A 20,981-nucleotide genomic window follows, 5' to 3' on the forward strand; every position below is an offset into this window, starting at 1 on the left:
TCGGCTGCGCCTGGTTCAGGCAGACTTGCTTACTTCAGCGCCGCGCGGATCCGCTCGGCCATCGCCTCGAGTTCCTTCGGATCGGCCACGTCGCGCGAGTGCGCGCCGAGCGGCTGGGTGGCCCAGCGCGGAATCAGGTGGAAGTGCACGTGCGGCACGGTCTGGCCGGCCGCCGCGCCGTTGAACTGGCCGATGAACAGGCCGTCCGGGCGCAGCGCCTCGCGGATCGCCAGCGCGATGCGCTTAGTGACGCGGATGCATTCGGCGGCGGCCTCGTCGGACAGCTCGTAGAGCATCTCGGCCGCTTCCTTCGGCACCACCAGGGTGTGGCCCGGCGACTGGGGCATGATGTCCATGAACGCGATGGTGCTGTCGCTCTCGTATACGCGCGTGCAGGGCAGCTCGCCGCGCAGGATTTTCGCGAAGATGTTCTTGTCGTCGTAGGCCATGATCTCGGTCGTCGTCGGGGTTGGGGTGAACGGGAACGACGATTCTCGACGCTCGCGCGCGAACGCGCAAGCGCGGCCCCAACTGTGCTTCGCGCCCTTACAGCAGGCTGCGCAGCGCCACCGCCGGATCGGCCAGCCGCGCCGCGTCGAGCGGCGCGCGCGCAGCCGCCAGCCGGCGGCACACGGCCATCTCGCGCCCCGCGTCGATCACGGCCGCCGCCGCGAGCCGCCCTTCCCCGTCCAGCCCGAACACCGCGAACGGCCCGCGGCCCGGCTCGCCGCGCAGCACGCGCCGCTGCCCCGGCTCGAACCAGCCGAGCGTCTGCAGGTTGCTGTCGTACTGATCCGACCAGAGCCAGGGCAGCTCCGCGTAAGCGTCCTCGCCGCCGAGCAGGTTGGCCGCCGCCACGGCCGGCTGGCGCTCGGCGATCTGCCAGGATTCGGTGCGCACGTGGCGCCCCGCCAGCGGATGGAAATGCGAGCTCACCTCGCCGGCCGCGAAGATCGCCGGATCGAGCGTGCGGCAGCCGGCATCGACGCGGATCCCGTCCGCCACCTCCAGCCCCGCCGCCTGCGCCAGTTCCACATTGGGCACCACGCCGATCCCGACCACCACCACGTCGGCCGGCACCTCGCCTTCGCTGGTTTCCACCAGCAGCGCGCCGCCGGAATCGCGGGAATCGCGCCGCACGCGCTCGGGCAGCACGCCGAGCCGGACCTCGACGCCATGCCGCCGATGCAGGGCCAGCGCATGCTCGCCCACCTCGGGCGGCATCGCACGGCCGAGCAGGCGCGCGGCCGGGTCGATCACGCTGACCCGGCAGCCGAGCCGCACCGCGCTGGCCGCCACCTCCAGGCCGATGAAGCCGCCGCCGAGCACGGCCACGCGCAGGCCCGGCCGCAAGGCCTCGCGTAGCGCGCGCGTATCGGCCAGCGTGCGCACGTAGTGCAGCGGCACGCCGGGCTCCAGCGCGCCGCCGAACGGCCGCACGCGCGAGCCGGTGGCCAGCAGCAGCCGCGCATAGGGCAGGCTGGCGCCGTCTGCCAGGCGCACCCGCTGCGCGGCGCGGTCGATCGCCTCGACGCGCGCGGCGAGCCGCAGCTCGATGCGCTGTTGCGCGTACCAGCCCGGCTCGCGCACGAACAGGCGCGGCTCCTCGGCCGCCGCGAGCAGCGCGTCCTTCGACAGCAGCGGCCGGTCGTAAGGCGCCTCGGGCTCCTCGCCCAGCATCACGATCGGCAGCGCGGCGTCACGCTCGCGCAAGGCCTCGGCCGCGCGCCGGGCCGCGTGGCCGGCGCCGACGATCACCACCGGATCAGCCGACATGGACCTGCGCCTGCCCGTCGACCATGCGGATCGGATAGCTGCGCACCGCCTCGGTGATCGGCGCGCAGCGCGGCGCGCCGCTGCGGATGTCGACCAGCCCCTGGTGCAGCGGGCACTCCACGCAGCCGTCCTCGACGAAACCCTCCGACAGCCGCGCGTGGCCATGCGTGCAGAGATCGTGCAGCGCGAACAGTTCGTCGCCGAGCCGGAAGATCGCGATCGGCTTGCCGCCGACCACGCGCGCGGCCGGTTCGTCCTCGCTGAATTCGTCGAGCGCGCCGAGCGCGTGCCAGGTATCGAGCGTGTCCTCGGTCATGATGATGTCCTTCCTCCAGCGGTTCAGATCGGCGTCGCGAGCAGGGTCTGCACGCGCGAGGTGTCGTAGATCACGCGCTTGGCGCGATAGCGCAGCCCCTCGGGCGTGCGCACCACGGTGTCGAAGTAGCGGCCCGCCTGGTAGACGTGCGATTCGCCGTCGCTCTTGGTCTGCACCACCACGTAGTTGCTCTCGGTGTCGATCTCCTCGCCGCGCACCGCGAGGATGGTCAGGCCCGAGGTCATGTGGCGATAGGTATGCGCGTCGTAGATGTTGGCGTGGCGCAGCGACACCACGCGATCGCGCAGCATGCGCCGGTTGCTGCAGTGGATGATGCCGATCGGCAGGCCGAGATCGGCGTTCTCCTTCGGCACGATTTCATACAGGCATTCCTCGGTGAACATCTCCGGCCAGCTTTCCAGCCGGTTGTTGTCGAGGTGGCCGAGATAGCGGTTCTGCAGCATCGTCAGTTCGAGCCACAGCGAAATGTCGTCGGTCATGGGTGTGCTCCGCGGGGTTCTCAATAGCCCATCAGCTTCTGGTAGCCGACCCAGAAACGCCGGATCAGGCTTTCGGTGATCACCGTGTCCTGCTGGTCGGGATTGCTGCGCGACATCTCGATCACCGAGCTCGCGTCGGGATCGCGGAAGGTGCCGCGCTGCACCAGCTCGGTGGCCTCGGTGTCCTCCATCGAGATGTAGCCGGCCGGCCCCACCAGGTTGGCCTGCTTGATGCGCAGCGCGCGCAGCTCGGGCGTGTCGTCGGCATAACCGAAGAAGTGGAACACCAGCTCGAAGTTGCCCGGCCCCTTGGGCAGCAACTGGCGCGCCACCAGCGTGTTGTGGATCTGCTGGATCACCAGTTGCGGGAAGATCGGCTGGATATGGTTGGTGGTGTCCTCGTCGTATTCGGACACCAGCCCCAGGATCGAATCGTCCTCCAGCGCGAAGCCCTCGTCGAAGGAGCGGATGTTCTGCTGCTTGTAGGCCGCCGAGGTGTCCTCGCCGGTCTTGGTGACGGTGATGATGCTGTGCAGGCCGTGCGTCGCGTCGGGGATCGAGCGCGCCTTCATGCCGACCCGGAAGATATTGAAGGTGGTATGGAACAGGTGCAGCATGCTCGCGTGATAGGGGTCCTTCACGTTCTCGAAGTAGAGTTTCCAGTTCGACTTCGAGTATTGCCGCGTGCAGCCGAGGTACTCGATCGGCTTGTGGAAGATGCGGTCGATCCAGGGCCGCATTTCCGCGCCCAGGTACTCGGGCAGCGGCGCGACTTCCTCGCTGAAGCTCGCGAACACCAGGCCGCGATAGCTCTCGACGCGCAGCTGGCGCAGGCCGTGCTGCTTCGGATCGAAATCGGGCGGCATGCCGGTCATGCCCTTCTGCCCGCGCCGGAACGGCACGCCGAGCAGGTTGCCGGCATTGTCGAAGCTCCATTGGTGGTAGACGCAGGTGTGCGAGCTGGCGTTGCCGCGTGCCTGGCGGCACACCTGTGCGCCGCGATGCGCGCAGCGGTTGACCCAGGCCGAGAGCGTGCCGTCCTCGCCGCGCGTGACCACCACCGGCGTGTCGCCCACGAAGCTGCTCTTGAAATCGCCCGGCTTGGGCAGCTCGGCCTCGAGCGCCACGAAGTTCCAGGTAGGACCCCGAAAGATCCGCTCCTGTTCGCGCTCGTAGACGGCCTGCGAGCTGAACACCTTGTAGGGCACGCGCGAGCCGTCCTCGCGCGGAAAACGCAGTTCGGCCGTGTCGTGACGGTCGGCGAGCCGCACCGGCGTTTCGGTCAGTTCCATGGTGGTCTCCTGGGGACGAGGGTGGCTATCACCCGACAGGACCCGATTCTTGAAACGCTAATATTCGGCGTCTATCCGGAAACGGCGGGCGGCCCCCGCTTGCGGCGCTGCACTATCCAGTTCCGGCGGCTTTCTGCCGATCGCCGATTATTTTTGCGATAGGATCGCGAAAACGACGACGGCGGCGCCGACGCGCCGCCCACCGACACGATCATGCCCCCGACCCTGTTCGATCCGCTCGCGCTGCGCGCGCACCGGCTGTTCGAATCGCGCGATCTCGACGAGACGCGCGAGCGCATCTCGCGCGTGATGCAGCCGCACGCGCTGGTGCCGGGCGGCCGCCGGCACGGCGGCGCGGCCCATATGGATTTCGTGCGGCTCGGGCGGCTCGGGCTGGGGGCGATCGCCTTCGGCGAGGCGATGCAGGTGCGCGTGGATGCCGTCGACGGCTACCACCTGCTGATGTTCTGCGTGGCCGGCCATGCGCGGGTGCGCGCCGGCGGGCGGCTGCTCGCGGTGGACGGGCGCACCGGCGTGATCTGCGCGCCCGGCGAGACCTTCGACGCCGAGTTGTCGGCCGACTGCGAGCAGTTCGTGATGCGCATCGACGCGGCCGCGCTGGCGGCGCTGACGGATGGCGCGCCGGGCCTCGACCCGGTGGTGGGCGTGGGCGGCGCCTCGCTGGCGCCGTGGTTCCAGCAGCTGATGCTGGTGGCACGCTCGCCGGACCTGCTGGAGGCGGCCTGCGCCAACCCGCGCGTGGCCGATCGCATCGAGCAGTTGCTGCTAGACCTGCTGGTAGACGGCCATCCGGCGCGCGCGGCGGGCCGGCTCGGGCTTTCCGCCCGCGCCCATGCCGCGCTTCCCGTTCCGGCCGGCAATCCCGCCGCCCTCGCCATCGCGCCCCGCCGCCACGATCCGGCGCCCGCCTTCGTGCGCCGCGCCCAGGAATTCGTCGAGGCCGCCTATGCGCAGCCGCTGCAGCTGGCCGATATCGTGACCGCGGCCGGCGTGCCGGAACGCACGCTGCGCGAGGGTTTCCTGCAGTTTCGCGGGCTCAGCCCAACGCAGTTCCTGCGCGCCACGCGGCTCGAGCACGCGCGCGAGCGGCTGCGCGCGGCGGCGCCGGGCCGGCGTATCGCCGATATCGCGCTCGATTGCGGGTTTGCGCATCTGGGTCGTTTCGCGATCGCCTATCGCGAGCGCTTCGGCGAATCGCCCTCGGACACGCTGGAGCGGCGCTAGGGAGCGTCTCGGCCGCCCCACCACCTGAGGCCGTAGCGGCTGCATCAGGCCGCCTCGGCCGCATCTGCCGCCTCGGCCAGCTCCGGCACTTCGATACTTCAGCCGTCTCGGCTAGCCCGGCTATCTGGGCCACCTCCGCCACGCAGCCTGCCTTGCCAGGCGCCTGACCACGTCAGCGCCGCTGCCCCGGCGTAACTCAGGCGACCGCTGGCCCCTGCGCCAGCGCGAACAGCTCGCGCGCCAGCCGGCAGAACAATGCGGTGGCCGAACCCTCGTCGTGCAAGCGCCGGCTCATGATGATCGGCGAGGTGGCGACCGGCTCGGGCAGCCGCCGGTAGACGATGCCGCGCACGCGCACGCCCTCCACGCCCTCCGGCACCAGCGACACGCCCACCTGGGCCGCCACCAGCCCGAGCGCGGTCTGCAGCTCGCGCACCTCGTGCACGGCGGCCGGCGTGAGCCCGCCGTCACGCAGCGCCGAGAGCTGCTGGTCGGCGAAGCTCGGCCGCGGCGTGCTGGGATAGACGATCAGCGTGTCGGCCGCCAGCTCGGCCAGCGTGATCGGCACCGCGGGATCGGCGCAGCGATGCCCGGCCGGCAAGGCCGCGATCAGCTTCTCCTCGATCAGGGCCTCGCGCACCAGTTGGTCGTCGTCGAAGCGCAGCCGGCCGAAACCGACGTCGATGCGCCCCCCTTTCAGCGCGCCCAGTTGCTCCAGCGTGAACATCTCGATCAGCGACAGCTCGACGTTCGGCGCGCGCTCGCGGAAGGCGCGGATCACGTCGGGCAGCGCGCCGTACATCGACGAGGGCACGAAACCGATCACGATCCGCTCCGACAACTGCGCGAGCCGCCGCGTGAGCGGCGCCAGCTCGTCGGCCTGCTCGACCAGGCGCCGCGCCTGCGCGTAGAACACGCGCCCGGCCTCGGTCAGCCGCAGCGGCCGGGCGCCGCGCTCGAACAGCGGCAGGCCGATTTCCTCCTCGATCATCTGCAACTGGCGCGACAGCGGCGGCTGGGTCATGTGCAGCCGCTCGGCCGCCCGCGTGATGTTCATCTCTTCGGCGACGGCGATGAAGTAGCGGAGCTGCCGCAATTCCATGCATACCTCGAAAGTATGGAAGTAGTCGGAAACGGTGTTGGACGGCCGCCGGGCTTTTGACCGACCATGAGCGCCAACCGGAGGAACCGCATGATAGCAACTGGCGTGAGCATCGAGCGGGTCGAGACCCTGCTGGTCGACGTCCCCACCATTCGCCCGCACCGCCTGTCGGTGGCGACCATGAACTGCCAGACCCTGGTGCTGGTGCGCGTGCGTTGCAGCGACGGGGTCGAGGGGGTGGGCGAAGGCACCACCATCGGCGGCCTGGCCTATGGCGAGGAAAGCCCGGAAAGCATCCGCGCCAATATCGACACCTACTTCGCTCCATTGCTTCAGGGTATGGACGCCACGCGCCCGGCCGCCGCCATGGCGCGCCTGCGCAAGCTGTTCCAGGGCAACCGCTTCGCCAAGTGCGCGGTGGAGACCGCCCTTTACGACGCCCAGGCGCGCCGTCTCGGCGTGCCCTTGTCGGAGCTGTTCGGCGGGCGCACCGCCGATTCGGTCGAGGTGGCCTGGACGCTGGCCAGCGGCGACACCGCGCGCGACATCGCCGAAGCCGAGCAGATGCTGGAGGCGCGCCGCCATCGCGTGTTCAAGCTCAAGATCGGGCTGCGCCCGGTGGAGCAGGATCTCGCCCACGTGGCCGCGATCGCCGCCGCGCTCGGCCCGCGCGGCGAGGTGCGCGTCGACGTCAACCAGGCCTGGAGCGAGACCGAGGCCCTGCGCGCCCTGCCGCGCCTGGCCGAGGCCGGCGTCAGCCTGGTCGAGCAGCCGATCTCGGCGGCCAACCGCGCCGGCCTGGCCCGCCTCACGGCGCTGGCCGCCGTGCCGGTGATGGCCGACGAGGCGCTGCACGGCGCCTTCGACGCCTACGAGATCGCGCGCTCTCGCGCCGCCGACGTGTTCGCCATCAAGATCGCCCAGTCGGGCGGCCTGGCCGGCGCGGCGCAAGTGGCCGCGATCGCGAAGGCCGCGCAGCTCGGGCTGTACGGCGGCACCATGCTGGAAGGCGCGATCGGCACCCTCGCCTCGGCGCAGTTGTTCAGCACCTTCGGGCCGCTGGACTGGGGCACCGAGCTGTTCGGCCCGCTGCTGCTGACCGAGGAGATCCTGGTCGAGCCGCTGCGCTATCACGACTTCGCGCTGCACCTGCCGGACGGCCCGGGGCTCGGCATCGAACCCGACTGGCCACGCATCGAACGGATGCGGCGGACCTGAACCGCCGCGCCACCCGCCTCGCCCCCACATTCACACATCGGAGACATACATGGACAAGCCCGCCATCGACGCCCTGCTGAAATCCTTCGACGACACCGCCATCAAGCCCGGCAATCCGCGCGTGCGCGCGCTCGTCAACCGGATCACGCGCGACCTGTTCTACACCATCGAGGAACTCGACGTCAGCCCGAGCGAGTTCTGGACCGCGCTGAACTACCTCGGCGAGGCGGGCAAGAGCGGCGAACTGGGGCTGCTGGCGGCCGGCTTCGGCTTCGAGCACTTCCTCGACGTGCGGCTCGACGAGGCCGAGGCCCGCGCGGGCATCGAGGGCGGCACGCCGCGCACCATCGAGGGCCCGCTCTATGTGGCCGGTGCGCCGGAGTCGGCCGGCTTCGCGCGACTGGACGAGGACGGCGAGCCGGGCGAGGCGCTGGTGATGCGCGGCCAGGTGCTCGACGACACGGGCAAGCCGTTGGCCAATGCGCTGGTCGAGGTCTGGCACGCCAACCATCTCGGCAACTATTCCTACTTCGATCCGTCGCAGCAGCCCTTCAACCTGCGCCGCTCGATCCGCACCGATGCCGAGGGCCGGTATGCCTTCCGCAGCGTGGTGCCGGTCGGCTACAGCGTGCCGCCGGGCGGCAAGACCGAGCAACTGCTCGACCTGGTCGGCCGCCATGGCCATCGCCCCGCCCATATCCACTTCTTCGTGACCGCCGACGGCATGCGCCGCCTGACCACGCAGATCAATATCGACGGCGATCCGTATCTGTGGGACGACTTCGCCTTCGCCACCCGCGACGGCCTGGTGCCGGAGCTGAAGAAGGCCGAGGGCGCCGAGGGCAAGCCCTATGGCCTGAGCGGCCAGTTCACGCTGATCGACTTCGACTTCCGCATGACGCGCGAACGTGCCGCCCTGCCGAGCGCCGAGGTCGATCGCGCGCGCGCCTCGGCCTGAGCCCGGAGGACGAGCATGCTGTTCCATGTGGAAATGACCGTGAACCTGCCGGCCGAGATGGACCCGGTCAAGGCGGCGAGCCTCAAGGCCGAGGAAAAGGCGATGTCGCAGAAGCTGCAGCAGGAAGGCATCTGGCGGCATCTGTGGCGCATCGCCGGGCGTTACGCGAACATCAGCGTGTTCGACGTGGAGAGCCCGGCGCATCTGCACGACCTGCTGAGCCAGTTGCCGCTGTTCCCGTACATGCAGGTGGAAGTGCGCGCGCTGTGCCGCCATCCCTCGTCGATCCGCGAGGACGACAGCTGATCGACGGCGGCATCGGCGCGATGCCGAGATGTCGGCGATGTCGGAAAGCACGAGGCCCGATCGTTTCGATCGGGCCTCGTCGTTTGGCTCAGGCGAACGGGAAGGTCATGGTCACCACGAAACCGCCGTCGTCGGCATTCGAGGCGACGAAGCTGCCGCGATGCTGGCGCACCAGCCGCTTGACGATCGCCAGCCCCAACCCGCAATGCGCGTCGCCGCCGCGCGCCGCGTCGAGCCGCACGAAGGGCCGCAGCGCGCGTTCGAGCTCGGCCTCGGGAATCCCCGGCCCGTGGTCGCGAACGATCAGGCGATAACCCTGCGCGGCCGCCTCGGTGGAAATCTCCACCGGCGGCTCGCCGTAGGTCATGGCGTTCTCGATCAGGTTGGTGAGGATCCGGTCGAGATCGACCAGCGGCAGTTGGAAACCCTCGCCGGCGCGCAGGTCGATGCTGACCAAGCCGTCGTCGAGTTCGCCGCCGTAATGCTGGCGGCAATGCAGGTCGACGCTCGCGGCCGACGAAGGCTCGCTGCCCTCGCGCGCGAAATCGAGAAACTGCGTGACGATGCGCGACAGCGCTTCCGAATCGCGCAGGAAACCGGCGCGCGTGGCCGCGTCGGGAAGCAGGTCGGCGCGCACCTGCATGCGCGTGATCGGCGCGCGCAGGTCGTGCGCCAGCCCGGCCAGCATCACGGCACGCTCCTGCTCGCCCTGCGAGAGCTCGCTGACCATCTCGTTGAAATTGGCGATCACCTCCTTGACCTCGCGCGGCCCGCCGATCGGCACGGCCGGCTGGCGGTTGCCGGGCCGGAAGTCGCGCGCGGCCTGCGCGAGCCGCCGCAGCGGGCGCTGGATGCGCCAGGCGCCGAAGATCGCCAGCCCGATGCCGACCAGCATGGTCAGCGAGGACGCGCCGATGAAGCGCGTCACCGAGGGCATGGTCGAGGGCAGCGTGATCCAGTATTTCGCGCCGGGGTAGCGCGCCCACAGCGTGCGCGTGTGACCGTCGGCCACCACGTGGGTGCCGGGCGGCATCGCCTCGCGCAGGTGGCGTTCGAAGGGGCCGTAGGTGTCGGTGCAGGGTTTCGGGCAGCCGAAGGCGACCGCGTCGCGCGTGTCGACGAACGAGGTGCCGAGCATCGCGCTCACCGCCAGGCCCAGCGCGCTGCCGCTGGCCTGCGCCTGGGTCGACAGGGCGATCACGCGGCGCGTCTGCTCGACCTCGAGGCGCAGCCGCTCGCGATCGAGCAGCACCAGGCCGATGGCATGGACCACCAGCACCAGTCCGATCGCCATCAGCGCCAGCCGCGCGAACAGGGTGTCAAACGTGCGCTTCATCACCCTCGCCGCCGGGCACGAACATGTAGCCGACGCCGCGCATGGTCTGCACGTAGCGCGGCTGGGCCGGATCGTCCTCGAGCAGGCGGCGCAGGCGCCAGACCGGCACGTCGATGCCGCGCTCGGTCAGGTTCGAATACGGGCCGTGCAGCAGGTCGAGCAGGCGCGTGCGCGACAGGGTTTCCATCGGATGCAGGGCGAACACCTCGAGCAGCGCGTATTCGCCGCCGGTCAGCTTGAGCGCCTCGGTCTCGCGGTACAGCGTGCGGGTGGCGAAGTCGAGCCGGAACGGGCCGAAGCGCAGCGGCTCGCGCCGCTCGGGCGCGGGCCGCGTGCCGAGCGCACCGGCCGGCGCGTGGCGGCGCAGCACGGCGTGGATCCGCGCCAGCAGTTCCTGCGGCATGAAGGGCTTGCCGAGATAGTCGTCGGCGCCGAGTTCGAGGCCGATCACGCGATCGACGCCGTCGGCGCGCGCGGTCAGCATGATCACCGGGATCGGGTCGCCGCTCGCGCGCAGTTGCTTGAGCACGGTCAGGCCGTCGACCCCGGGCAGCATCAGGTCGAGCACGATCACCGAGGGACGCTCGCGTTCGAGCCGACGCTCGAGCGTGGTGGCGTCGTGCAGCACCGAGATCTCGATGCCGCGTTGCTGGAAGAAGGTTCGCAGCAGATCGCGCAGCGCGGCATCGTCGTCGATCAGCAGGACCTGGATAGGCGTGTCGGTCATGGTCGCGAGACTGGACGGTCGAGAAGGAACAAGGAAACCGGCAAGCGGCCGGTAAGGATCGGAAACCGGGGGACGGAACGCTCCTCCCCTGCCGGCTTGCAATCCGGTGACTATAAGCGAAGCCGGGCCGGCATGGCTTGCATGATCTTGATTTGCCTTACGGAGTCTTACCGGGCGGCGGCTCGTTCGTCGGCCGCCGGCCAGGCCGCGAATGCCGGGCACTGGAATGGAAAAAGCCGCCTTGCGGCGGCTTTTTTCGAGGCTGCTTGCGGACCCGCCGAAACGGGCCGGTGCATCAACGCGACATCATGTTCATGCTGACGTTGTGCATGATCCACAGCGAGCCGACGATCACGATACCGACCGTCAGCACGGTGTAGACGAACGCGGTCAGGTTCCAGCGCTGGCCCGACGACGTGTTCATGTGCAGGAAGAAAATCAGGTGGACGACGATCTGCACGGCGGCCAGCACGGCCAGCGCGATGACCATCGTGGTGGTCGACGCGAACCAGCCGCCGAGCACCACGCCGAACGAGGCGGCCGTCAGGATCACCGACAGCACGAAGCCGACCAGGTAGCTGCTTACGGTGCCGTGCGAGGCGTCGTCGTGGCCGTCATGGGCAGGAGAATGAGCCATTTAGATCACACTCACGAGGTAGACAAAGGTAAACACGCAGATCCAGACGATGTCCAAGAAGTGCCAGAACAGCGACAGGCACGTCAGGCGACGGATGTCCTGCTCCGACAGCTGCGGGTTGCGCGCGATCTGGAACAGCAGCACGACCATCCAGATCATGCCCATCGTCACGTGCAGGCCGTGGGTCGCGACCAGCGTGAAGAACGACGACAGGAACGCGCTGCGGCCCGGGCCGGCGCCCTCTTCGATCAGGTGCGCGAACTCGCGGATTTCCATGAACAGGAACGAGGCGCCCAGGATGAAGGTGACGGCCAGCCAGCCGAACACCGCGCCGCGGTTGTTGCGGTGCGCGCCGATCATCGCGAAGCCGTAGGTGATCGAGCTCAGCAGCAGGGCCGCCGTTTCGAGCGCCACGCCCGGGATGTCGAACAGGTCCTTGGCGGTCGGGCCGCCGGCGAACTGGTGCTGCATCACCGCGAACACCGCGAACAGCGAGCCGAACAGGATACAGTCGGTCATCAGGTACAGCCAGAAGCCGAATACCGAGTGCGACGGCGGGTGGTGATGCTCTGCCGCGTGGTGATGACCGGCAGTCAGGGTGGTTTGTGCCATCAGTTGGCCTCCAGTTCCGCTTCAGCAGGCCGTGCCGCGACACGTGCGCCGCCACGCTGCTCTTCGATCTTCCGAACCGTATCGGCCGGAATGTAATAGCCCTCGTTCTTCTGCGAGCTGTAGATGATCGCGGTCGCAACGATGCCGACGAAGCCGAGGATCGCCAGCCACCAGATGTGCCAGACACCGGCGAAGCCCAGCACCAGCGCGAACATGCCGATGAAGAAACCCGCGCTCGTGTTCGAGGGCATGTGGATGTCCTCGTACTGCTGGCCCTTCTCCAGACCGAAGCCCAGGCCGCGCTCCTTGCGGTACGCGACTTCGTCGAGCTCGTGGATGGTCGGGATGATGGCGAAGTTGTAGGAGGCCGGCGGCGACGAGGTCGCCCACTCCAGCGTGCGGCCGTTCCACGGATCGCCCGACACGTCACGGTTGCCCGGCAGGTCGCGGTCGCGGATCGACACGTACAGTTGCAGCAGCTGGTGGACGATGCCGATCAGCACCAGCACCGCGCCGAACAGCGCGACCAGCATCCACGGATGCCAGGCCGGGTTGTCGTAGTGGTTCAGACGACGCGTCACACCCATGAAGCCCAGCACGTACAGCGGCGTGAAGGCGAAGATGAAGCCCATCTGCCAGAACCAGAAGGCGCGCTTGCCGAGCTTCTCGTTGAGCTTGAAGCCGAAGGCCTTCGGGAACCAGTAGTTGAAGCCCGCCAGGTAGCCGAACAGCACGCCGCCGATGATCACGTTGTGGAAGTGAGCGATCAGGAACAGGCTGTTGTGCAGCACGAAGTCGGCGCCCGGGATCGCCATCATCACGCCGGTCATGCCGCCGACCGTGAAGGTGATCATGAAGCCCAGCGTCCAGAGGATCGGCGCGGTGAATTCCAGGCGGCCGCGGTAGATCGTGAACAGCCAGTTGAAGATCTTCACGCCGGTCGGGATCGCGATGATCATCGTGGCGATGCCGAAGAAGGCGTTGACGTCGGCGCCCGAACCCATCGTGAAGAAGTGGTGCAGCCACACGAGGAAGGACAGGACCATGATCGCGCAGGTAGCGTAGACCATCGTCTTGTAGCCGAACAGCGGCTTCTTGGCGTAGGTCGCCACGACTTCCGAGAACACGCCGAACGCCGGCAGGATCAGGATGTACACCTCGGGGTGACCCCAGGCCCAGATCAGGTTCAGGTACAGCATGGCGTTGCCGCCGCCGTCATTCGTGAAGAAGTGCATCCCGAGGTAACGGTCCAGGCCGAGCAGCGCCAGCGTGACGGTCAGGATCGGGAACGCGGCCATGATCAGCACGTTGGTGCAGAGCGCGGTCCAGGTGAACACCGGCATCTTCATCAGCGTCATGCCGGGCGCGCGCATCTTGATGATGGTCACGAAGAAGTTCACACCGGTCAGCAGCGTGCCGACCCCGGAGATCTGCAAGGCCCACAGGTAGTAGTCGACCCCCACGCCTGGACTGAACTGCAGTTCCGAGAGCGGCGGATAGGCCAGCCAGCCGGTCTGCGCGAACTCGCCGATGAACAGCGAGATCATCAGCAGCACCGCGCCGACCGCCGTCATCCAGAACGACAGCGAGTTCAGGAACGGGAAGGCCACGTCGCGCGCGCCGATCTGCAGCGGCACCACCAGGTTCATCAGGCCCACCATGAAGGTCATCGCCATGAAGAAGATCATGATGACGCCGTGCGCGGTGAAGATCTGGTCGTAGTGGTGCGGCGGGAGATAACCCGGCGCGTCGTACGCGATGGCCAGCTGGGTACGCATCATGATCGCGTCGGCGAAGCCGCGCAGCAGCATGACCAGGGCAACCACGATGTACATCACGCCCAGACGCTTGTGGTCGACGCTCGTCAGCCACTCGGTCCAGAGATATTTCCACTTACCGAAGTAAGTCACGAGGCCGAACACCAGCGCCCCGATGATGCCGACGCCGAGCGCCGTGATCACGAGGATCGGCTCGTGATACGGAATCGCGTCGAGTGTAAGTTTTCCGAACATGCTTACCCCTTCGTCGTACTGCACGACGCGTCATTGAATTCCATGACGTGACCGTTGTTGTACTTGCCAACGATGTTATTGAACAGGCGCGGATCGATGGTCGAGAAGAAGCGGACCGGATCCTTTTCGCTCGGCTTGGCGACGCTCGCGTACTCCGTCATGTCCAGGCGCTGCGGCGTGGCCTTGACCTTCTGGACCCACGCGTCGAAGTCCGACTGCGAGGTGGCCAGCGTGCGGAACTTCATGTCCGAGAAGCCCTTGCCGCTGTAGTTGGCGGACAGGCCGGCGTAGTCGCCTGCGTGGTCGGCGATCAGGTGCAGACGCGTCTGCATGCCGGCCATCGCGTACACCTGGGTGCCGAGCTGCGGGATGAAGAACGAGTTCATCACCGAATCCGACGTGATGCGGAAGTTGACCGGCGTACCGACGGGAATCGCGAGCTGGTTCACCGAGGCAATACCCAGATCCGGGTAGATGAACAGCCACTTCCAGTCGAGCGCGACGACTTCGACGTTGATCGGCTTCACATTCGACTCGAGCGGCTTGTACGGATCCAGCTCGTGCGTCGAAGTCCAGGTGAGGATGCCAAGATACAGAATGATCAGCGTCGGAACCGTCCAGATAACGACTTCGATCGCGTTCGAATGCGCCCATTTCGGTGCATACGTCGCGCTGCGGTTCGACGCGCGATAGTGCCACGCGAACACCAGCGTGAGCACGATCACCGGAATCACGACGATCAGCATGACCCACGTCGAAGTCCAGATCAGCGACTTCTCTGCGGCCCCGACGCTGCCCTTCGGGTCCAGTACGTCAAAGTTGCAACCGGATAGACAGACAAGCAATCCGGCGCCCAATAAAAGCAATATGCTTCTAAATGCCTTTCTATTCATCACATTTGCCTGATTTTGCGCGTGGTCGATTGGTGCGAACCGGCTATGCCCCGATTCGCGCAAGCGCACGCATCATAAAGCCGTTGGAGTGGGAAAAAGCGGTGAATCTTAGCAAATGATCCTTACCAAAACTCACCGTGCGACACGTTGCCACATCAAGCAACTTTGTCGGCCGTCGCCCGTGGCAGCCCGCGGACGATAGCACACCGCACCCGCCCCCCTGAGAGCCGGGTCCGGCATCGGCGATCAGGTCGGCGTGCGCGGCGTGCGCGACTCCGTCTGAACGCTGATGGTGGAAGCCGCCGGCGTGCCCGAACCGTCCTGGGCCGCATTGGCGCGCTGCTCGAGCTGCGCGACGATGCTGGCGGCGGCCGGGTCGATCACGTCGGTGAACGGCTTCGGATAAATCCCGATCGCGAGCACGATCACGGCCAGCGCCGCGAACACCACCGACTCGCGGCGGCTCAGGTCGATCAGCTTGCCGACGCGCTCGTGCTTGATCGCGCCGAAAATCACCCGCTTGAGCATCCAGAGCGTGTAGGCCGCGCTCAGGATCAGGGTCAGCGCGGCGATCGCGCCGATCCAGAAGTTCACGCGCACCGCGCCCATGATCACCAGGAATTCGCCGACGAAGCCCGAGGTGCCCGGCAGGCCGACGTTGGCCATCGCGAACAGCACGGCGAACAGCGCCAGGCGCGGCATGGTGTTGACCACCCCGCTGTATTCGGCGATCGCGCGGGTCTTGGTGCGATCGTAGAGCGCGCCCACGCAGAGGAACATCGCGCCGGCCACGAAGCCGTAGGAAATCATCTGCACGATCGCGCCGGTGATGCTCATCTGGTCGAACAGGAACACGCCGAGCGTGACCAGGCCCATGTGGGCGACCGCCGAGTAGGCCAGCATCTTGGCCATGTCCTTCTGCGCCAGCGCCAGCAGGCTGGCATAGACCACCGCGATCAGCGACAGGCCGATCATCACGGGCGCCAGGTAGTGGGCGGCATCGGGCGTGATCGGCAGGGCAAAGCGCAGGAAGCCGTAGCCGCCGATCTTGATCATGCCCAGCGACACCGCGGCGCCGGTCGGGCCGTCGGTGTAGACGTCCTGCAGCCAGGTATGCACCGGCCACATCGGCACCTTCACCGCGAAGGCCGCGAAGAAGCCAAGGAACACCAGCAACTGCGGCGTGAAGCCGAGGTGGGTCTTCTGCCAGACCGCCATGTCGAACGTGTGGGTCACGCCGAACAGGTAGAGCATCGCGGCCAGCATCAGCAGCGAGCCGGCAAACGAGATGAAGAAGAACTTGATGGCCGCGTAGGCGCGGTTGGCGTGGCCCCAGGTGCCGATCAGCACGAACAGCGGGATCAGCGTGGCCTCGAAGAAGATGAAGAACAGCATGCCGTCGAGCGACGTGAACACGCCGATCATCAGCCCCGACAGGATCAGGAAGGAGCCGTGGTACTGGGCCACGCGGGTGGTGACCGATTCCCAGGAGGCGATCACGATCACCAGGGTGGTGAAGGCCGACAGCACCACCAGCCAGAGCGACAGACCGTCCACGCCCATCCTCCATGCCGAACCGAACGCCGACAGCCAGGGCTTGTATTCGGTGAACTGAGCCGCGGTGTTGTGCGCGTCGAAACCGGCGACCAGCGGCACGGTCACCAGCAGGCCGACGATCGCGCCCACCAGCGCGAGCCACCGAGCCCGATGCGGATAACGATCCGATCCGATGCGCAGGATGGCCACGCCGAACACGATCGGTGTCCAGATCGCGAGGCTCAGGAATGGTACAGATTGCATGGCGGCAAAACCCTATGAAAACCCGGTCAGAGAGTCGTTCGACTGAGACGAAAGAAACGTAAGATTTGTAATTTTCGCCCGCTCAAAATGGCGAAGCGCCCGCAGTGTAATGCAATCGAAAGTTGTGTAACAAGAGCGACCACACTGCGCCGGGTTAACGAGGATAAAGGTAAGTGCGACGTTTTGCATCGCAACATTCTGTTGCATTTTTCTCGACGAATCGAAGCATTGATTTTATTGCATTTTTTTTTGCTTCAGAAACGGGGCGAGATCATCTAAACGGCGCTAAACAGGGGCTTGACAAATCGAAATTTGCTTCAATTTGACGTTTCGAACACGATTCCGGAGTGTTCCGGCGCCTCGCTGAAACTTTCTAAAAGCTTTCATTCTTGCTTTCCGAATGCTTTCCATCCGATCAAAAGAGGTGTCGAAACCACACTCTTGCGCGAAACGAAAATGAAAGCTTCGATTTCCTAAACCGTCAGCGCGATGCGACAGGATAGCGCCGTTCCGCCCGGTCTCAAAGCCTCGCGGCCAGCCTCGTGCCCTGGTCGATCGCGCGCTTCGCATCGAGTTCGGCCGCCACGTCCGCGCCGCCGATCAGGTGCACCGCCAGGCCCGCCTCCAGCAACGCGGCCTGCAGGTCGCGGCGCGGCTCCTGGCCGGCGCACAGCACGATCGTGTCGGCCTCGATCAGGCTCGGCCGCTCGCGCTTCTCGCCGAAGCTCACGTGCAGCCCGCGCGCGTCGATCCGCTCGTAGTTCACGCCGCCGATCATCTCCACCGCCTTCATCTTCAGCGTGGCGCGGTGGATCCAGCCGGTGGTCTTGCCGAGCCCCTTGCCGAGCGGCGCCGGCTTGCGCTGCAGCAGGGTGACGCGCCGCGCGGGCGGCGCGACCTGGGCCGGCACGATGCCGCCGCGGGCGCGCGCCGGATCGGTCACGCCCCACTCGGCCTGCCAGGCGGCCAGGTCGAGCGAAGGCGAGACGCCCTCCTGCACCAGGAACTCGGCGACGTCGAAGCCGATGCCGCCGGCGCCGACCACCGCCACGCGCTGGCCGACCGGCTTGCCCAGCGCCAGCACGTCGACGTAGCTCAGCACGTTCGGGCCGTCGCCACCCGGGATGCGCGGATCGCGCGGCGTCACGCCGGTGGCCAGCACCACCTCGTCGTAGCCGCCAGCGATCAGCTCGGCCGCCTCGACGCGCCGCGACAGGTGCAGCGTCACGCCGCCCAGCTCGAGCTGCCGCCCGAAGTAGCGCAGCGTCTCGTGGAACTCCTCCTTGCCCGGGATCCGCTTGGCCAGGTTGAACTGGCCGCCGATCTGCGCGGCCGCTTCGAACAGCTCGACCCGGTGGCCGCGCCGGGCCAGCGTGGTGGCGCAGGCGAGCCCGGCCGGGCCCGCGCCCACCACCGCGATGCGCTTGGCCTGCGCGGCGGGACAGATCTCGAGCAGGGTTTCGTGGCAGGCGCGCGGATTGACCAGGCAGGAGGCGATGCGGTTCTTGAAGGCGTGATCGAGACAGGCCTGGTTGCAGCCGATGCAGACGTTGATCTCGTCGACACGCCCGCTGGCGGCCTTGGCGACGAATTCCGGATCGGCCAGGAATGGCCGCGCCATCGATACCATGTCGGCGCAACCCTCGGCCAGGATCCGCTCGGCCACTTCGGGCCGGTTGATGCGGTTGGTCGTCACCAGCGGGATGCCCACCTCCCCCTTCATCTTCCGCGTGACCCAGGCGAAGGCGCCGCGCGGCACCGAGGTGGCGATGGTCGGCACGCGCGCCTCGTGCCAGCCGATGCCGGTATTGATCAGGGTCGCGCCGGCGCGCTCGACCGCGCGCGCGAGCCGAACCGTCTCGTCCCAGTCGCTGCCATTGGGGATCAGGTCCAGCATCGACAGCCGGTAGATCAGGATGAAGTCGGGGCCGACCGCCTCGCGCGTGCGCTCGACGATCTCGACCGGAAAGCGCATGCGGTTCTCGTAGCTGCCGCCCCAGGCGTCGTCGCGATGATTGGTGTGGCGCGAGATGAACTGGTTGATCAGGTAACCCTCGGAGCCCATGATCTCGACGCCGTCGTAGCCGGCCTCGCGCGCCAGCACCGCGCAGCGCACGAAGGCGCGGATCTGACGCTCGACGCCGGCCGCCGACAGCGCGCGCGGCGCGAACGGCGAAATCGGCGACTTGATGCGCGAGGGCGCGACCGCCAGCGGGTGGTAGCCGTAGCGGCCGGTATGAAGGATCTGCAGCGCGATCCTGCCGCCTTCGGCATGCACCGCCCCGGGAATCAGCCGGTGCCGGCGCGCCGCGCCCGAGCTGGCCAGCCTCCCGCCGAAGGGCTTGGTCCAGCCGGCCAGGTTCGGCGCGAAACCGCCGGTAACGATCAGGCCGACGCCGCCGCGCGCGCGCTCGGCGAAATACTCGGCCAGGCGCGGCAGGGTCTTGCGACTGTCCTCCAGGCCGGTATGCATCGAGCCCATCAGGACGCGGTTGCGCAAGGTGGTGAAGCCGAGGTCGAGCGGCGCGAGCAGGTGCGGGAACGGGGTCGTCATGGCGGGGAGCAGGTTCTGGTATGCCCTCGATGCTAGGCGGCGCCTCGCTTGAGCGTGAGGGGTCAAACAGCCATAATGCTTGTCATTTGTGGCCAAATCGACGCGATGACACGCTCCCCGTCCAAGGACAGCCTGGGCTTGCGGCGCCCGACCATCCCGGTCGCCTACCCACGCCTGCTCATGCAGTTGTTCGCCGAGCGCGGCCTCGACCAGCGCGCGCTGCGTGCCGGCACGGGGCTGCGCGACGAGGTGCTGGCCCAGCCCGACGCGCGCGTATCGCCCTCGCAATGGGCGCGGCTGGTGCTCAACGCGATCGCGCTGACCGGCGACGAGGGTTTCGGCTTCGAGCTCGGCCTGCGGCTGCGGCCCTCGGTGCACGGCTTCCTCGGTTATGCCGCGATGACCGCGCCGGACCTGCGCACCGCGCTCGAGGTCAATGCCCGCTACTTCCGCACCCGCAACCGGCAATACACGCTCGCCTACGCCGAGCACGGCGACGGCGCCACGCTGACCCTGGCCGGCGTGCAGTCGAGCCCGGTGCTGCGTCATCACACCCTGTTCGAGTTCGTGCTGGCCGGGCTCGCGCAATCGCTGCCGGCGCTGACCGGCCGCGGCGCGCCGCCGCTCGAACTGCGCTTCGCCTGGCCCGAGCCGCCCTACTTCGCGCCGTATCGCGAGCAACTGCCGCCGGTGCGCTTCGATTGCGAGGCCCATGCGCTGTGGATCGCGCGCGAGGCGCTGGGCTGGCCGCTGGCGCTGGCCGACGAGGTCGCGCACCGGCAGGCGCTGGCGCAGGTCGAGCGCGAGTACGCGGCGGTGCGGCAGGACGAGGGGGATTGGGTGGAACGCGTGCGCGCCGAGCTGGTGGCGGGCGCCGACGGTTATCCGGATCCGGATGCGCTGGCGCGGCGCCTGCATGTCTCGACGCGCACCTTGCGGCGGCGGCTCGACGAAGCCGGCGCCGGCTATCGCGCGCTGCTCGACGAGGCGCGCTATCGCGACGCGCGGCAGTTGTTGCGCGCCTCCGATCTCGACCTGAAGACGATCGCCGAGCAGTTGCGCTTCAGCGACCCGGCGAACTTCACGCGCGCCTTCCGCAAATGGGCCGGCGTGACGCCGAGCGCCTACCGGCGCGACGCTTGAGATGCAGCGGCTCGCGCCGGCATCCGCGCAAAATCCGCGCAAAAAAAGCCGCCCGAAGGCGGCGCCAATAACGATACACGACGGGGGATCGCGCATCGCCAATGCAGAGACACGGAGATGCCGGGCAAGCAGGAATCACATTGCCCGACAGCGAACAGTCTCGGCGATCACGCGCCCACGCTCCATCTGAAAAGTCTGATCTTCGGGGCGGCATGGGCGGATTAGGATAAAAATCAGATCATTCCCATAGTCTTTTATCGGCACGCAACCGACACTCCGGATCTCGTGCCGCCGGCAGCCGCATCGCAAGGCCGGCGGCCCACCTCGATGCATTCCGTGAGGCAACGCCGATGTCCAGCCAAGATCAGCCATCCCGACAAACCGCCCTGCATATACTCAGGCAGGCACCCGGCTGGGTCGACTGGAACGCGGCCCGCAACGCGCCGAACTGGGTCGGCGGCCGCATCACGCTCGACGGCCGCTTCAGCGTCGACGAATTGCTCGCCCTGCTCGCGCTCTCGCGCATTCCACGCTGATTTCTCCCGTCCCTCTCG

The 20,981-nt window shown here is 67.7% G+C and carries 20 protein-coding genes; 6 read left to right on the plus strand and 14 right to left on the minus strand.

Translation table 11 applies throughout. The features are described 5' to 3' along the window. Positions 1–29 precede the first annotated feature (29 nt). The 5 genes from FB600_RS31345 to andAc all read right to left on the minus strand — a co-directional run bounded on the left by FB600_RS31345 (position 30) and on the right by andAc (position 3,884). Complete coding sequence (locus FB600_RS31345) at positions 30–449, minus strand: HIT family protein (protein ID WP_013690989.1); 420 nt, start codon at positions 447–449, stop codon at positions 30–32. 97 nt (positions 450–546) lie between these two features. Further along, entirely contained in the window at positions 547–1,776 is a 1,230-nt protein-coding gene (locus FB600_RS31350; protein WP_096751556.1) for an NAD(P)/FAD-dependent oxidoreductase, read from the minus strand. After that, entirely contained in the window at positions 1,766–2,092 is a 327-nt protein-coding gene (gene andAb / locus FB600_RS31355) for an anthranilate 1,2-dioxygenase ferredoxin subunit AndAb (RefSeq protein ID WP_025100420.1), read from the minus strand. The genes FB600_RS31350 and andAb overlap by 11 nt, the downstream gene beginning before the upstream one ends. 23 nt (positions 2,093–2,115) lie before the next feature. Then, complete coding sequence (gene andAd / locus FB600_RS31360) at positions 2,116–2,592, minus strand: anthranilate 1,2-dioxygenase small subunit AndAd (protein WP_013690992.1); 477 nt, start codon at positions 2,590–2,592, stop codon at positions 2,116–2,118. A 20-nt stretch (positions 2,593–2,612) separates the two neighbouring features. Next, the gene (gene andAc / locus FB600_RS31365; protein ID WP_013690993.1) at positions 2,613–3,884 is read right to left on the minus strand and encodes an anthranilate 1,2-dioxygenase large subunit AndAc; all 1,272 of its coding nucleotides are present in this window, start codon (positions 3,882–3,884) and stop codon (positions 2,613–2,615) included. 213 nt (positions 3,885–4,097) lie between these two features. On the opposite strand from andAc, the gene FB600_RS31370 reads away from it, so the two are divergent. Next, positions 4,098–5,129 (plus strand): helix-turn-helix domain-containing protein, encoded by a 1,032-nt coding sequence (locus FB600_RS31370; RefSeq protein WP_098152952.1) that lies wholly within the window; start codon positions 4,098–4,100, stop codon positions 5,127–5,129. Positions 5,130–5,325: 196 nt separating this feature from the next. Here the strand turns inward: FB600_RS31370 and FB600_RS31375 are convergent, their stop codons facing one another. Next, positions 5,326–6,231 carry a LysR family transcriptional regulator gene (locus FB600_RS31375; protein ID WP_096751558.1) on the minus strand — a complete coding sequence of 302 codons (906 nt, stop codon included), beginning with the start codon at positions 6,229–6,231 and terminating at the stop codon, positions 5,326–5,328. Between the two features lie 90 nt (positions 6,232–6,321). Between FB600_RS31375 and FB600_RS31380 the strand changes: the two genes are divergently transcribed. The 3 genes from FB600_RS31380 to catC are packed head-to-tail and all read left to right on the plus strand — an operon-like array spanning position 6,322 to position 8,713. Further along, positions 6,322–7,449 carry a muconate/chloromuconate family cycloisomerase gene (locus tag FB600_RS31380; RefSeq protein WP_145757944.1) on the plus strand — a complete coding sequence of 376 codons (1,128 nt, stop codon included), beginning with the start codon at positions 6,322–6,324 and terminating at the stop codon, positions 7,447–7,449. A 49-nt stretch (positions 7,450–7,498) separates the two neighbouring features. Continuing rightward, the gene (gene catA / locus FB600_RS31385; RefSeq protein ID WP_096751560.1) at positions 7,499–8,407 is read left to right on the plus strand and encodes a catechol 1,2-dioxygenase; all 909 of its coding nucleotides are present in this window, start codon (positions 7,499–7,501) and stop codon (positions 8,405–8,407) included. Positions 8,408–8,422: 15 nt separating this feature from the next. Continuing rightward, positions 8,423–8,713 (plus strand): muconolactone Delta-isomerase, encoded by a 291-nt coding sequence (catC, locus tag FB600_RS31390; RefSeq protein WP_013690998.1) that lies wholly within the window; start codon positions 8,423–8,425, stop codon positions 8,711–8,713. 88 nt (positions 8,714–8,801) lie between these two features. On the opposite strand, the gene FB600_RS31395 is transcribed toward catC, so the two are convergent. From FB600_RS31395 to FB600_RS31430, 8 genes are all read right to left on the minus strand, one after another. After that, on the minus strand, positions 8,802–10,049 hold the full coding sequence (locus FB600_RS31395; protein ID WP_096751561.1) for an ATP-binding protein: 1,248 nt from the start codon (positions 10,047–10,049) through the stop codon (positions 8,802–8,804). Next, positions 10,033–10,776, minus strand: a complete 744-nt coding sequence (locus FB600_RS31400; protein WP_013691000.1) for a response regulator — start codon at positions 10,774–10,776, stop codon at positions 10,033–10,035. The genes FB600_RS31395 and FB600_RS31400 overlap by 17 nt, the downstream gene beginning before the upstream one ends. A 295-nt stretch (positions 10,777–11,071) precedes the next feature. Continuing rightward, positions 11,072–11,413: a cytochrome o ubiquinol oxidase subunit IV gene (gene cyoD, locus FB600_RS31405; RefSeq protein ID WP_013691001.1), complete on the minus strand. Its 342-nt coding sequence runs from the start codon at positions 11,411–11,413 to the stop codon at positions 11,072–11,074. Then, positions 11,414–12,025: a cytochrome o ubiquinol oxidase subunit III gene (cyoC, locus tag FB600_RS31410; RefSeq protein ID WP_013691002.1), complete on the minus strand. Its 612-nt coding sequence runs from the start codon at positions 12,023–12,025 to the stop codon at positions 11,414–11,416. Next, a complete protein-coding gene (gene cyoB / locus FB600_RS31415) occupies positions 12,025–14,037 on the minus strand; it encodes a cytochrome o ubiquinol oxidase subunit I (protein ID WP_013691003.1) in 2,013 nt (670 codons plus the stop codon). The genes cyoC and cyoB overlap by 1 nt, the downstream gene beginning before the upstream one ends. A gap of 2 nt (positions 14,038–14,039) precedes the next feature. Then, a complete protein-coding gene (gene cyoA / locus FB600_RS31420; protein ID WP_013691004.1) occupies positions 14,040–14,930 on the minus strand; it encodes a ubiquinol oxidase subunit II in 891 nt (296 codons plus the stop codon). A 246-nt stretch (positions 14,931–15,176) separates the two neighbouring features. Further along, positions 15,177–16,730, minus strand: coding sequence for a NuoM family protein (locus FB600_RS31425; protein WP_036055678.1), 1,554 nt, complete (start codon positions 16,728–16,730; stop codon positions 15,177–15,179). A 520-nt stretch (positions 16,731–17,250) separates the two neighbouring features. Then, positions 17,251–19,284 carry an NADPH-dependent 2,4-dienoyl-CoA reductase gene (locus FB600_RS31430; protein ID WP_145757945.1) on the minus strand — a complete coding sequence of 678 codons (2,034 nt, stop codon included), beginning with the start codon at positions 19,282–19,284 and terminating at the stop codon, positions 17,251–17,253. A gap of 105 nt (positions 19,285–19,389) precedes the next feature. Here FB600_RS31430 and FB600_RS31435 point away from each other — a divergent pair, with 105 nt between their 5' ends. Together FB600_RS31435 and FB600_RS31440 are read left to right on the plus strand one after the other, a co-directional pair. Then, positions 19,390–20,427: an AraC family transcriptional regulator gene (locus FB600_RS31435; RefSeq protein WP_096751563.1), complete on the plus strand. Its 1,038-nt coding sequence runs from the start codon at positions 19,390–19,392 to the stop codon at positions 20,425–20,427. A 350-nt stretch (positions 20,428–20,777) separates the two neighbouring features. Then, positions 20,778–20,963: a hypothetical protein gene (locus FB600_RS31440; RefSeq protein WP_013691008.1), complete on the plus strand. Its 186-nt coding sequence runs from the start codon at positions 20,778–20,780 to the stop codon at positions 20,961–20,963. Positions 20,964–20,981 lie beyond the last annotated feature (18 nt).

The organism is Burkholderia sp. SJZ089 (genome assembly GCF_007828315.1).
Taxonomy (GTDB): Bacteria; Pseudomonadota; Gammaproteobacteria; order Burkholderiales; family Burkholderiaceae; genus Burkholderia; species Burkholderia gladioli.

Coding starts and splice junctions, on each gene's coding strand:
- FB600_RS31345 (WP_013690989.1), bottom strand. CDS start 449: ATGGCCTACGACGACAAGAACATCTTCGCGAAAATCCTGCGCGGCGAG.
- FB600_RS31350 (WP_096751556.1), bottom strand. CDS start 1,776: ATGTCGGCTGATCCGGTGGTGATCGTCGGCGCCGGCCACGCGGCCCGG.
- andAb (WP_025100420.1), bottom strand. CDS start 2,092: ATGACCGAGGACACGCTCGATACCTGGCACGCGCTCGGCGCGCTCGAC.
- andAd (WP_013690992.1), bottom strand. CDS start 2,592: ATGACCGACGACATTTCGCTGTGGCTCGAACTGACGATGCTGCAGAAC.
- andAc (WP_013690993.1), bottom strand. CDS start 3,884: ATGGAACTGACCGAAACGCCGGTGCGGCTCGCCGACCGTCACGACACG.
- FB600_RS31370 (WP_098152952.1), top strand. CDS start 4,098: ATGCCCCCGACCCTGTTCGATCCGCTCGCGCTGCGCGCGCACCGGCTG.
- FB600_RS31375 (WP_096751558.1), bottom strand. CDS start 6,231: ATGGAATTGCGGCAGCTCCGCTACTTCATCGCCGTCGCCGAAGAGATG.
- FB600_RS31380 (WP_145757944.1), top strand. CDS start 6,322: ATGATAGCAACTGGCGTGAGCATCGAGCGGGTCGAGACCCTGCTGGTC.
- catA (WP_096751560.1), top strand. CDS start 7,499: ATGGACAAGCCCGCCATCGACGCCCTGCTGAAATCCTTCGACGACACC.
- catC (WP_013690998.1), top strand. CDS start 8,423: ATGCTGTTCCATGTGGAAATGACCGTGAACCTGCCGGCCGAGATGGAC.
- FB600_RS31395 (WP_096751561.1), bottom strand. CDS start 10,049: ATGAAGCGCACGTTTGACACCCTGTTCGCGCGGCTGGCGCTGATGGCG.
- FB600_RS31400 (WP_013691000.1), bottom strand. CDS start 10,776: ATGACCGACACGCCTATCCAGGTCCTGCTGATCGACGACGATGCCGCG.
- cyoD (WP_013691001.1), bottom strand. CDS start 11,413: ATGGCTCATTCTCCTGCCCATGACGGCCACGACGACGCCTCGCACGGC.
- cyoC (WP_013691002.1), bottom strand. CDS start 12,025: ATGGCACAAACCACCCTGACTGCCGGTCATCACCACGCGGCAGAGCAT.
- cyoB (WP_013691003.1), bottom strand. CDS start 14,037: ATGTTCGGAAAACTTACACTCGACGCGATTCCGTATCACGAGCCGATC.
- cyoA (WP_013691004.1), bottom strand. CDS start 14,930: ATGAATAGAAAGGCATTTAGAAGCATATTGCTTTTATTGGGCGCCGGA.
- FB600_RS31425 (WP_036055678.1), bottom strand. CDS start 16,730: ATGCAATCTGTACCATTCCTGAGCCTCGCGATCTGGACACCGATCGTG.
- FB600_RS31430 (WP_145757945.1), bottom strand. CDS start 19,284: ATGACGACCCCGTTCCCGCACCTGCTCGCGCCGCTCGACCTCGGCTTC.
- FB600_RS31435 (WP_096751563.1), top strand. CDS start 19,390: ATGACACGCTCCCCGTCCAAGGACAGCCTGGGCTTGCGGCGCCCGACC.
- FB600_RS31440 (WP_013691008.1), top strand. CDS start 20,778: ATGTCCAGCCAAGATCAGCCATCCCGACAAACCGCCCTGCATATACTC.